This window comes from Peribacillus loiseleuriae, assembly GCF_001183985.1.
GTDB classification, from domain to species: Bacteria; Bacillota; Bacilli; order Bacillales; family DSM-1321; genus Peribacillus; species Peribacillus loiseleuriae.
This window is the reverse complement of record NZ_LFZW01000001.1, coordinates 1,126,224-1,139,411: the sequence shown is the minus strand read 5'-3', so window position 1 is coordinate 1,139,411 and position 13,188 is coordinate 1,126,224. Positions and strand designations below refer to the sequence as shown.

Sequence of the window (13,188 nt, the reverse complement as noted above, 5' to 3'; positions counted from 1 at the left end):
AATTACTTAATTATATGAAATAATTATAAAATCCGTTATTTTTTTATTAATAAAGGAAGTCCCTTTCATCCTATATCTATACAAGTTTGAAATGAGTCTAATATGTCGACTAGTCCAAACAATTTTGAGTGAACAAGAATATACTACATTTGTGTAGAGGAGGTGTTTTCATGAGTCACGGAAATATGAATCATTCTGGCAAGCATTCGAATAAGAATTGCTGCCACAAATACAGCCATTGTTATTGGGATAACTTCTTTGATAATGTATTTTACGAGTGTTCTAATTGGGAAGATCGGTATGGTGGATCTACCCGAAGATAGTTGTATCCTGGACAAGTCTTGCTAATATCCTTTTCTTTTTAGGATGAGAGAAACCATGTATGTTTCTGCATGGTTTCTTATGTTTATTTAAACTGCGCTAGTTCAGGTATTTTCATAACTTACGACTAGTTAGACTATTCCGATATAACACTTCGACTATTAAGGAGCTTATATACAGTAGCCTAAGATGAACGGTTTAGGTTGGCTCATTACTGGGCTAATCCAAGGGACTACAAAGGTCTCTAATCACATTTATTCTTTATCCATTCCTCGAAATATCCAATACGAATAGCCAATAGGCAGTAAGATGATTAGAAAAATAACCGGAAACATGAATTTCCCAACCAATAGACTTGGTAAAAAAGGAACACTCATAAATAATACACCAGCCAGAATAAAGATGCGTGACCCAAAACGATGCGTTTTCTTCCAAACGGTTTCATTACTTAATGTCCAAGGTGTTCTAATTCCAACAAAATAATTTGGTTTGACGGAATGCATATAATTTCCTAGCACGATAAACAAGAAACCAACGAGTAATGGTACTATTTTTCCGATTGGGATGTCATAGCCTATTCCAGTAAGAATGACAAGAACATTTATCAAAAAGAAAATAAATAAGATGGCGTTTATAATCATAGAATAGGATCTAGAAAATTTTTGATAATTCTGCGCTTTCGGATCTATTTTAGGTAAAAAAATCAACAATGCATATAGCAAAATCATTATACTTACGTTCAACAGCAGCCCATTAAATTTTGTTGCATATCCATTTGCAACGCCATTAAGATTCCAATGAATCGGTACTTGCGCTGGCAGCTGCTGATAAAATACAAGCCATAAACTAGCTGTGATCACAATCAATAATACAGGAAAAAGATGTTTCTTCATTTCTGTCCATCTCCTTTGTCGATAAAATCCAATGCCCAGCTGATTAATTCTTGAAACACCGTTGTATTTAAAGAATAGACTACAAATTGCCCCTTTTTTTCGTCCTGAACAAGATCGGCATTTTTCAATAATTTGAGATGCTGGGAAATACTCGGCTTTGTCATATTAAAATGATCTGAAATCTCCCCTGCCGTTAAATCTCGATTCTTCAATAAATCTAAGATTTTCCTACGGGTCGGATCAGAAAGGGCCTTAAACGCATTATTCATAGCTTATTTCCTTTCGAATTTATTTAAGTATTTAACTAAATACTACATCAAACTGTTTTATTTGTAAATATGACTTCTGTCTATTTTTTAGGAGGTACAGGATACGTAGCTATAATTGATAACCGATGGTATTAGTCAATTTAGTAAATTCTCGATTCGCTAAACTTGGCGCCGGCGCGCAAATTCGAATTCTAGATCATAATACTTGAAATGTAGAGTATACGCATCACTTTTTTTGCAAAATTGGGCAAGTTTCCGAAACTTTGAGCATAATTCTTACACCTATTTTAGAAAACACCTCTTTATTCGCAACAATTGGTCTAGTATGAAAAAAATACAAAAAATCCGGGTCCTTAAAACGGGCCCCGGATCTTTCATTTAACCTATAATAACTCTCTCTTTCGGATAATGATAATTTGCGTCCTTTTTCTTGCCTCCAATAATAAATAAGAAAGAAGTAAGCCCAATTCTTCCTATGAACATCAGAATCATAAGAACGAACTTCCCAAAAATGCTAAGATCCGGGGTAATCCCCATAGACAAGCCTACGGTCCCGAAGGCAGAGCAAACTTCAAAAACTATCTCCATAAGTTGATGACGAGGATCAGAAATACTGATTGCGACTACCGAAGTAAAGCACATGACAATAGCCAATAGCGTAATGGCCAGTGATTTCATGATATCATCTTGATGTAGTTCTCGATTAAACACTTTGATATCACGATTTCCTTTAGCAAAATGATAAATAAATAATATATTTAATGCAAATGTTGTCGTTCGGATTCCCCCGCCCACAGATGTTGGGGATCCGCCAATAAACATGAAAACACTCATAACCAAGAGCGTTGGCATTGTAAATTCAGTAATATCCATTGTAGCTAGTCCCGCACTTCTCGTCGTTGTAGCTTGGAAAAAAGCATAGAAAAAGCTTTTATGCCATGTCAAATCCTTAAAATAATGTTGATGTTCAAATAGCAAAATAAGGATTGTCCCAATTACGAGAAGAATGCCATATGTTGATGTCGCCAATCTTGTAAATAGTGAAAAACGAAAAGGATTTTCAAGATCCATCTTTTTCCTAAATAAAAATTCCTTTACTTCAATTAATACAGGGAATCCAATTGCCCCAAGAATGATTAGTATAATAGTTATCAATTGCACAAAATAATCGCTCGCATAAGGAACAAGGGACTGACCAGTTATATCCATTCCAGCATTTGTTGTCGCGGTTACAGATGCAAACAAACCTTGAAGAAAAGCTTCCTTCCAAGTTGGATAATAGTTCAAGAAATGCACGCCTAGAATAAGTGCCCCTAAAAGCTCAATAAGAATAATAAGCTTTATTATTTCTCTAACTAATTGAACGAGTCCTGATAATGCGAGCTGATTATGATCAACCATTATCAGCCGTCGTCCACGTAAACCAATTTTCCGTCCTAAAATCATCCAGAAAAATGTGCTAATAGCCATAATGCCAAGGCCTGCGAATTGCAATACAATCATAATAACAAAATACCCAAATACGCTATATGTTTCCGAAATATTAAAAACAGTTAAACCTGTATCACTTACCACACTGACAGCTGTAAAGACGGTATCAATAAAGGCCACTTCGACCCCTGGCTTATGTACTGCTGGAATACTGAATAATAGTATTGATACAGTTACGGCCATTAAATAATAGCCTGTAATAATCTGGGCAGGTGACAGTTTCTCCAGCCTGCTTCTTACGTTACTCCACATTGATTACATATCCCTTCGTTTTTTTCATATCCCTTATCATAAAGAATATCAGTTGGATTTGAAAGTACAATTTAAACATTTGGCACCTTTTATTTTTGGCCTTGTTAACGGCTGAATCTTCGCGTTATATGAAAGATGTTAATCAATATGTTATTGCCGCCTCTTTAGGGCATAGAAAGCATGACTATTCTATTTATAAACGACCATACTTTACATCGCTTTACAAGTATGGACGCCTTAAAGCAAGTCTAAGCATTTAACGCTTAAATACGTTAATCCCTTTACCTTTCTTGACTATCTAGTTTATAACAATGATTTGTCGTTTTTAAAAGATATCTAAATGACACATAAATGAGGATCCCCATAAGAAAAAGGGGCTAACTCCGCAACCACTTCAACAGTTTACATGAAATGTAGGTATCTCTACAAACTGTGTGGCGAGTGCTTAGTCAGACCCTTTTGGGACATCCTCATCATTGTTTCTTAGTCAAACTTTGTCATTACACGATTATTTCTAATTCCTCTTCTGTACTTATTAATTTTAAAAGATGACGCACTGCATAAGCAAACCCATCTTCATCATTTGTTTTTGTTATTAAATCCGCTTTTTGTTGAATATGAAGGGGGGCATTTCCCATCGCAACTGATTTGGTTGCTACCTCGAATTGGGCAAGATCGTTGCCCCCATCCCCAAAAGCATAAATCTCATCAAACGATAGGTTCATAATTTCTTGATATCGAAACAACGCTTTCCCCTTATGTGCTTCATGTGAAGTAATTTCTAAATTATTTGGGAATGAAGAAGCCATCGTAACGTCATCGATACCCGCTAATGCCTTTATTACTTCTTCAATTCTTTCCACATCTTCTTGGTGGACCAAAGCAATTAATTTATAGATTTTAAGATTGTCATATTTTAAAATGTCATCGTAATTATATTCATGAAATAGAGTATTTAGTTCTTCTTTACTCTTATGATGTAGAGGTGGCAAAGTAGAAGGGCACCCACCATAATTCGTATAGACAAGAATACCCACGTCTAATTTTTGTAAAACAGAGAATATCTTTTTATATGTCGAAATAGAAAGGGTTGCTTCATATAATATCTCACCGCTTTCTGAATATAGAACAGAACCATTTACACAAAAAATCGGGACATCTAGCTTCTGTACGGCTTCTAGTTTCACTACATCCGCATGAGCACGGCCCGTATTCAAAATGAGCTGATAACCTTTTTCAGTTAACTCTTCTAAAGCCCTTATACTTCCTTCGGTGATTTCATCTCGAGAAGTTAACAACGTCCCATCTAAATCAATTGAAATACATTTCATCTTCATCTCAATCCCTTTCTTCTTTTAATCTATATATACGTACATACTATCTCAAACGAGAGTTTAATGCTCCTGTTTTTTTATGTCAAAGGGTTTTAACTTTTCCATACCCCACCGAAACCAATGATATGTATTTTGTTAGGATTTTTAATTTCTATTTGCATCCCAACTTAATCTATTCGATATCAATCCCAAATTCACCTCTAACTTTACCATATTATTAAAAAACGTCTCACTTTTTATAGGTACGCACTAGGCATTTGAACATCTTTGGTACAGATACTTACAATAAACAGAAGATTTGACGCTAAAAACGACTTTATTGAACATGGACCATTCTATTTGTGATGAATCAAAAAGGATTGTTTCCCTTAAATTAGGATTCTAACTTGAAGAAACCGACCTACAATTAGGTCGGCTTTTTTAAACGTTTTAGCAGTATCCACCATATCCGTATCCTGGAGCGACTCCACCGCCGAAACCACCACAAAAACTAGCTCCAACAATGATTAACAGAATAAACAAAACAACGATAAAGGCGAAACCTCCGCCAAATCCAAAACCACTTTCTACACAACCTGACATAAACAAACATCTCCTTTTTGATTTTGAGGAGGTACTTACATGGGGCAATTGTATAGTATGTGTATCTCAGGTAAATGACACAATAAAGTGAAACTTCAATCAGTGGGGTTTTCTTCATCCCCCGCATCGATTGTTGTCCCGTTCTAAAGTCGCCAATATCTCCGCGCCTCTACGGAACTAGGGTTCAATGAATCACAGACTAAGAGTACGCTGCGTCCTCATGTCTTCGTCTGTGTGACCCACATCCTGTAGACCTGAAACTTTACCTCTGCGTAACTCTCGGTAAGTTTCACTCTATTTCACCAATCGGGCTTTTACGGGCAGTTATCCCCCACCTCAATTGCTCTAACCCTTGAGGTGGGGGGATTACTGCCCGTTAATGCGGGATAAATTTGATAATGAATTAAAAAGTGGTTTCATTCCTGTTTGAATAGCTAACATTGATTTCATTCCCTTAATAAAATTTCTTCCAGTTTGTTCAATTCTCAAACGTGCCTTTTACAATTGCTTCGCCATTCTCGATCATTTTCTGTCCCATTGCAAAGACCGTATCAATTTTGTACGTTTCTTTGTTTAGTAAGATTAGATCTGCATCTTTCTTCGCTTCTATGCGTCCTTTTCCCGCTAATTTTAAAATACTCGCTGGATTTTCTGTGACCACCCTAACCGCATCTTCAATCGACACACCGTCCTCAATAATCGCATCAATCACGGCTTTGTAAAGGGACATACATTTCCCGACATTGAGACCGAGCAAATTTCCAGCCCCATCAAAATTCGGAAGGCTCGCTTGTCCATCAGAAGTAAACGTAATCTTCGTAGGTTCGACACCTGCATCCAATGCTTGTTTTAAGGCTTTACTTGCTTTTACTTCCCCATCATCCAAGAATTGTTGAACTGTGCTTGTTGTGAAATCAATATAGCCCCCTTTTTGGGCAAATTTGATACCTGCTTCAAATAGGTGAGGATTACGATTGATATGCGTAGGATAGAACTGACTGATGGGAAGTTCTGTTTTTTCCACTACTTCTTCGATTACCTGTAAATGATCATAGCTATCTCCTACATGGATATTCACGATACCTGATTTCCCTGATAAAAGGCCGCCATTTCTAGCTTGGGAAGCAAGTTTAGCGATTTCCCCCACAGTCGGTTGTGAGGAACGATGGTCCGCAATCGCAATTTCCCCAACGCCAATAATTTTATCAACAAGGATAAGGTCGTCTTCTATTTTGCCTGTCAGAGTTTTTACTGGAACTTGATACGACCCTGTCTGAACAAAACAGGTGAGGCCTTCTTCCTCAAGTGCTCTCGCTTTTGCCAATAAAGCAGGCATCGTCCTCGTCGTCCCGTCCGTGCCTATGACACCGACTAACGTTGTAATTCCTGCGAGCGTAGCATCTGTTAGCTGAATTTCCGGCGTTCTCGTCTTATAACCACCCTCTCCACCACCGCCAATGAGATGAACATGCGCATCGATAAATCCTGGAACGATTAGCATTCCACTAGCGTCGATTACGTCAATCTCGACGAAATGTTCTGGCCTTTCAATTGTATCTTGCACAAATCCTATTTGCTTCCCTACCAACAAAACATCTTTTTTACCTAGATAATCTGGAGCATACACTTCACCGTTTTTTATTAAAGTTAACATGAAAATCTTCCTTCCTATTATATATTTATTATTTCTTATCATGTATCTAACCACTTTGCCATTTTTTACTCTTTTTTCAGTAGCTTGTCCCACCATTTTTTCCATGAATCCTGCAGTTCGCTTCCTTTATCACGCCAATATTGTTTTCGTTCTTTTTTTTCGAGTTCTTTTTTCCGTTCCTCAATTAACGGTTTCAAACTTGCTACATGAAAGGATTCCGCTTCCTGATTTAAAAGGACATTCGTCATAACCTTTTGAAAAATAAGGACTGTTCCTTGACTACTGTTTGTGGTTAAATAATGATCTTTATCCGAACGATCATACCCTGCCCAGACCGCTCCGACTAATGATGGCGTATACCCAACGAACCATTGGTCTTTTACACCACTTTTGACACCAGGAATTGTCACTTGTACAGAGCCTGTCTTACCAGCAATTTCATAACCCTCAACTGCAGCATTCTTTCCTGTGCCATATTCGACAACACCTAAGAGCAATCGGTTCATTTGGTCCGCCATTTTTTTCTCCATAATCTTCGTACTTTTTTCTTTCCATACCGCAACTTCTTGACCTTGTGCATTCTCAATTTTCACGATAGTATGAGATTCAACTCGTTCACCATTATTTGCAAAAGCAGAGTATGCCTCAGCCATATCCTGTGGGGACACTCCCTTTTCCATTCCACCGAGTGCTAACGATAAATTCCGGTCGTTTTCAGTTAACGGAATACCAAATCGCTCTAATGAACGGATGGACTTTTCGATTCCAATTTCGTTCATAAGCCAAACGGTAGGAACATTCAATGACTTCATAAGTGCTTCGTATAGCGGGACCTCGCCTAAATACTGACCATTAGCATTAGATGGCTCATATCCACCAAAGTTCATTTTTTCATCTACTAATAAATCGGTTAGCTTATACCCTTCTTCAAGTGCTGGCGTATACACAGCTAACGGCTTTATTGTAGATCCCGGAGAGGCTTTTAATTGCGTCGCTCGGTTGTAACCGAGGAATTGGTGCTCCCCTCTGCCACCGATTAAAGCATTTATTCCGCCCGTTTTCGGGTTAATCAATACCATACCACTTTGAACAAGCGCATCCGTCACTCCTTTTGGAAAATTTTTATTGTTTTCGTACACTTCTTCTAAGGCCTGCTGGATATGTTGATCAAGGGTTGTATATATTTTATAACCGCCTCGCAACAGTTCATCGATTTCCAGTTTGTATTTTTTCGAAGCCTCTGTTAACACCACATCGACAAAATAAGGATATTTCCCTTTCAATTGATCTTCTTTTTGATTATGGGCTAAAATAATCTCTTCACTTTTAGCTTGCTCAGCTTGCTCTGAATCGATAAATCCGTTCGTCGCCATCCTCGTCAGAACAAGATTTCTTCGTTTCAGTGCAGCATCATAGTGGTTATATGGATCAAGTTTTGTCGGGATATTGATTACTCCTGCAAGCATAGCCCCTTCTGACAAAGTCAGTTCATTCACATCTTTGCCAAAATAAATCCGCGCTGCTTTTTTAATTCCCCATGCTCCATGACCGAAGTAAATTTGATTTAAGTACATTCCTAGTACCTCATCTTTGGAATATTCCTTCTCTACTTCTCTCGCAATAAAAAATTCTTCAAGCTTCCTTTTAAATGTACGATTCTGTTCTAGTAAGGCAATCTTTATTAATTGTTGAGTAATTGTACTTCCACCCTCAACTACCTTACCAGCCTTCATATTCACATAAACGGCGCGGAAAATCCCCTTATAATCAATGCCATTATGCTCATAAAAACGGTGATCCTCAATTGCGACCACAGCATTTTTCACATGATTGGGAATATCGTCAATCGAAGCTCCTTCGGTTTTATTGGCGGTTATTTTACTAGCAAGCTCACCGTCCACATCATAAATTTCTGTTGCTCGCTTAAGCTCTGTTGTTAAAAGACTAATATCTGGTTTGTAAAAAGTTAATAAAACCACAGCTATCAATAGAACCGCGAAAAATGAAATAAGTCCGATATGAAAAAAATAGGATAGTTTGTTTTTATTGAATATTTTAGTAAAAAAACCTTTCATTTGACCCTCCTGAACGTAAATAATAAATGTATTAATATTCCTATACTACTATAGTTGCATACTTTTCTTTACCCACCTTTTGCCGATGTTACATATTATCTTATGATTCCTCTCGACTTTCTATTTAATTAATAACAGGTTATGATACTCCAAGAGGTTGATTTCAGGTCATTTCAGCTATGCATGAAAAATATTTAATGACCATCATAGCAAAAAAAAGGATTTTCTAATCTATTGGCGAAATTTACATATATTATGTCGGATTTTTTTAATTGGAGGTTCAAATGTTATCCATTAAAGAATCAGCGATTGACTTTCTCATAACTAACAAAAACAAAATCATCAATGAATGGAACGAACAAACCCTTTATTCTCCTGAGAATCCACTTTACGATAAAACTTCACTACATTTTGGGCAATTTATTGAGTTTTTGATCCAAACTTTAATGCACAAAGGTGCTCATACAGAAAAGATGATAAAGCAACTTGCACATACTGTAGCAGCAGAACGATTACAGGCTGAAACACCAATTGTGGATTTTATTAATCATGTTTCAAGTGGACGTTCCATTCTTATTCATCATTTATTGCTACAGAACATGTCTACAGTAGAAAATCAATCGATCATAAAATTAATGAATTCTTGCATGGATCAATTTTTATATGACTCGATTTCCTACTATTCGGAATTAAAGTCGGAAATGGTGAATGGCCAATGTAATACTCTAAGTCAGACTCATAAAGAGAGACTTACCCTTCTCGGAAAAATGACGTCCAGTTTTGTTCATGAATTTAGAAACCCACTTACTTCTATCATGGGATTTGTTCAACTCCTTCAAGCGGAAACACCTGACATAAAATATTTAGACATTATTTCAACTGAACTTCAACAGCTAAATTCGAGGATCACTCAGTTTTTAGATATCTCAAAAAAGGAAACTAAAGAAACAGAAAAAAATATATTTGATATTGGCCACTTAACTCAAGAGGTAATTGAATTCCTCTATCCAAGCATTCTTGAAGTGAATGCAAACATTACTACGAATTTGGCGGACAATATCTTAATTTCTGGTTCAAAAGAAGAATTTCGTCAAGTTCTATTAAATATTATTTTAAATGCTTTAGATGTATTATCCAATGAGAACTCAAATCCCTTGATTGATATTTCAACCACAGTAGAAATATCAAAGCAACTAACTATGAACATTTCCAATAATGGTCAAAAAATTCACGAGGACATGATTCGTGATATTTTCAAACCATTCATTACAACCAAAGAACACGGTACAGGTCTTGGGTTATTTGTATGCAAAGAAATCATTGAAAAAAATCAAGGTTCTTTAACGTGCAGTTCGAATGATGTACTAACAACATTTACTATTAGAATACCTTGTGTTTGATTGATGATTCATCGCTTTATTGTTTTTGGATCTTTAAGTATTTTACAGCCCGAATCAATAAATGATTGTGGCTTTTTTTTTGCTTCTATTTTCATTCGTCCGAAATCATCCGATTAATTTTGACTGCATGGCCATTTTTTTTATAAAATAGAGTTAAATAGCGTAAGAAATAGGTAATACCTATATATAGACAAACTATCATTAGTCATTCGATCTTTAATCACTACTTATTTATAACTGTAAGTATGAAGAAGATCACATATTCATTTTTATATAATTTATTGGGAGGTGACCGGTCCGAAATGATTCGTACACTCTAGTGAGATGTGACGTTTAAGCAAGCTGCATTCCCCTCTTTCTTATACGAATTCTTTTCGTTCCTTAACGTTTGGACATAGTAAAAATATTCTTGGTATTCATACTGATTATTTTCACTGCTTTTTTTGTTGCATCAGAGTTTTCTATTATCCGTGTTCGTGGATCAAGAATTAATCAATTAATTGAGAAACAACATCCGAAAGCACCCGCTGTCAAGCAGATCATATCTAATTTAGATGAGTATTTATCCGCTACGCAACTCGGGATTACGATTACCGCCTTAGGTTTGGGCTGGCTTGGAGAACCAACGATGCGTCATATTCTCAAACCTGTTCTTGATGTTCTTCATGTCCAAGAGCAACTCGGTCATGTGCTTAACTTTCTTATCGCATTCTCTATCGTCACTTTTTTGAATGTTGTCGTTGGGGAAATGGCACCGAAAACAATTGCTATTCAAAAAGCAGAGCAAGTAAGTCTACTTATATCAAAACCACTCATTTGGTTCCATAAGATCGCGTTCCCATTCATTTGGGTTTTAAACCATTCAGCTGGTTTTATTACTAGTATCATCGGCATCAAGCCATCCTCAGAAAGTGATGTTGCTCATTCAGAGGAAGAATTGAAAATATTATTATCTGATAGCTACAATAGCGGAGAAATTAATCAATCAGAATTTAAATATGTGAATAACATCTTTAATTTTGACAACCGAACAGCGAGAGAAGTCATGGTTCCTAGAACCGAAATCGTCAATTTTTCAAAAGATGATACACTACAAGATTTTATCCAACATGCTAAAGACTTAAGATTCACCCGTTATCCGATTGTTGAAGAGGACAAGGATCATGTTGTTGGACTTGTGAACATTAAAGAAGTTTTTTCTGATATTACTAAAAATAAACAAGTGAAGGCCATTACTCTAGATTCATTTACACGTCCTATTATCCGGGTGATGGAAAATACCCGGATTCAAGATTTGCTCATAAAAATGCAAAAAGAACGGATTCACATGGCGATACTCATGGACGAATATGGCGGTACTGCAGGTTTGGTAACCGTTGAAGATATATTAGAAGAAATAGTCGGTGAAATTCGCGATGAATTCGATGTTGATGAAATCCCTCCTATCCGTAAAATAACGGAAGATCATTTTATTGTTGACGGTAAAATCCTTCTTTCGGAAATCAATGATAAACTGGGGATTAACTTGGAAGACGATGACATTGATACAATTGGCGGTTGGGTGCTAACACAGAATTATGAAATCCAAACAGGCGATTGTATAGAGGCAGAATCTTTTATCTTCAAAGTAAATAAAATGGAAGATCATATGATTCGCTATATTGAAATTAAAAGAGTCCCGATAGAGGAAGGACAAGCTCTGTCCTAAGATGGATAGGAAAGATCATAGTAACTGTTCCCTATAAAGGAGGCGTCTCAAAAGCCAAAGATCAAACCCCGCAACAACTAAATCAGTATGTCGTGTATGAAACACTACATACTGATTTAGAGTGCGAGGTCTGACCCTTATACGAGACACCTCTTTTATTTTCTTTTAGAGACAATGACGATTGGCGGTTCTTGTTTTCTTTTCCAAATTGTATAAATCATGGCTCCAATTACCGAAACAATAATAATCGGCAGAATGATTGGCTGAGCAATATGTTTAATCTGAGACCAATTTTCACCAAGCATATTACCTAGCAATAAAAACAGGATCGTCCATGGAATCATAGCCGCTATCGTATAGACAGTAAATTTCACGAATGACATTTTAGCAATCCCTGCGGGAATCGAGATTGCATGGCGAACAATTGGAATAAAACGCGCAGTAAATACAACACCCACCCCATATTTCTCAAACCATTGTTCTGCAGCATCAATTTGCGTTTCTTTAATGAAAATATACTTCCCGTACTTTAGTAAAAATGGCCGACCTCCAAAATACCCCGCCCAATACAAAAACAATTGAGCAAACGTTCCCCCAATAACACCAGCAAGTAGTGCACCCCAAAAATTAATTGCACCAGTACCGATTAAATAGCCCCCAAACCCCAGCACAAGCTCACTAGGAATAATCTCAATCATCAAGCCTAATGCTATGCCTAGGTAACCCATTTCTTGAAAGAACGTTAATATATTCGTAATAAAGTTTGACATAGTTAACTCCTAGTCTTCATTGTTTTATACATAGTATATAAGCTTGGATCTATTTTTATTCTAAGTGCACAACGAAAAAAAGGCTTTCCCAAAAAGGTCTGGCCTCACTAATACACTGTTTATATATTTTACACGTAATATAAACAAAATATAGTTGATGTGGGGTTTAATCCTTTCTTTATAGGAGAGCCTCAGAGTTGACTTATTTAATGGTATTTTACTGTTTTGACTGTGAAGATTGAACTTCCTGGGTACTTAAATCTAACAAACCGGGATCTACTTCGTATAAATTCAAATAAATATCATGACGTGACTTCGTTTTGGCAATTTTGATCCCCTGACTTCTAAATTTCAAAATATAATGATTCACCATCTGAATTCACCTCACTCGTTTTTTCCATAATTTGTTATATAGCAACTATTACCCTTTTTAAGATGC

The 13,188-nt window shown here is 36.5% G+C and carries 11 protein-coding genes; 2 read left to right on the top strand and 9 right to left on the bottom strand.

Features of this window, described 5'->3' with window-relative positions; translation table 11 throughout:
• Positions 1-575 precede the first annotated feature (575 nt).
• The 7 genes from AC625_RS05125 to AC625_RS05100 all read right to left on the bottom strand — a co-directional run bounded on the left by AC625_RS05125 (position 576) and on the right by AC625_RS05100 (position 8,871).
• Positions 576-1,214 (bottom strand): SdpI family protein, encoded by a 639-nt coding sequence (locus AC625_RS05125; protein WP_049680290.1) that lies wholly within the window; start codon positions 1,212-1,214, stop codon positions 576-578.
• Complete coding sequence (locus AC625_RS05120) at positions 1,211-1,483, bottom strand: autorepressor SdpR family transcription factor (RefSeq protein ID WP_049680289.1); 273 nt, start codon at positions 1,481-1,483, stop codon at positions 1,211-1,213. Before AC625_RS05120 ends, AC625_RS05125 begins: the two co-directional genes overlap by 4 nt.
• Before the next feature lie 378 nt (positions 1,484-1,861).
• A complete protein-coding gene (locus AC625_RS05115; RefSeq protein ID WP_049680288.1) occupies positions 1,862-3,226 on the bottom strand; it encodes a TrkH family potassium uptake protein in 1,365 nt (454 codons plus the stop codon).
• A gap of 500 nt (positions 3,227-3,726) precedes the next feature.
• Positions 3,727-4,563 carry an HAD family hydrolase gene (locus AC625_RS05110; RefSeq protein ID WP_245644938.1) on the bottom strand — a complete coding sequence of 279 codons (837 nt, stop codon included), beginning with the start codon at positions 4,561-4,563 and terminating at the stop codon, positions 3,727-3,729.
• Between the two features lie 426 nt (positions 4,564-4,989).
• Positions 4,990-5,142 (bottom strand): YjcZ family sporulation protein, encoded by a 153-nt coding sequence (locus AC625_RS28130; protein WP_082190946.1) that lies wholly within the window; start codon positions 5,140-5,142, stop codon positions 4,990-4,992.
• A 478-nt stretch (positions 5,143-5,620) separates the two neighbouring features.
• A complete protein-coding gene (gene iadA, locus AC625_RS05105) occupies positions 5,621-6,796 on the bottom strand; it encodes a beta-aspartyl-peptidase (protein WP_049680287.1) in 1,176 nt (391 codons plus the stop codon).
• A gap of 65 nt (positions 6,797-6,861) precedes the next feature.
• The gene (locus tag AC625_RS05100) at positions 6,862-8,871 is read right to left on the bottom strand and encodes a transglycosylase domain-containing protein (RefSeq protein WP_053178013.1); all 2,010 of its coding nucleotides are present in this window, start codon (positions 8,869-8,871) and stop codon (positions 6,862-6,864) included.
• Between the two features lie 284 nt (positions 8,872-9,155).
• Here AC625_RS05100 and AC625_RS05095 point away from each other — a divergent pair, with 284 nt between their 5' ends.
• Complete coding sequence (locus AC625_RS05095) at positions 9,156-10,271, top strand: histidine kinase N-terminal domain-containing protein (RefSeq protein WP_053178011.1); 1,116 nt, start codon at positions 9,156-9,158, stop codon at positions 10,269-10,271.
• 388 nt (positions 10,272-10,659) lie between these two features.
• Complete coding sequence (locus AC625_RS05090) at positions 10,660-11,979, top strand: hemolysin family protein (RefSeq protein WP_049680286.1); 1,320 nt, start codon at positions 10,660-10,662, stop codon at positions 11,977-11,979.
• Between the two features lie 155 nt (positions 11,980-12,134).
• On the opposite strand, the gene uptA is transcribed toward AC625_RS05090, so the two are convergent.
• Positions 12,135-12,749, bottom strand: coding sequence for an undecaprenyl phosphate transporter UptA (gene uptA / locus AC625_RS05085; protein ID WP_049680285.1), 615 nt, complete (start codon positions 12,747-12,749; stop codon positions 12,135-12,137).
• Positions 12,750-12,966: 217 nt separating this feature from the next.
• On the bottom strand, positions 12,967-13,122 hold the full coding sequence (locus tag AC625_RS26440) for a hypothetical protein (RefSeq protein ID WP_156187421.1): 156 nt from the start codon (positions 13,120-13,122) through the stop codon (positions 12,967-12,969).
• Positions 13,123-13,188: the final 66 nt, after the last annotated feature.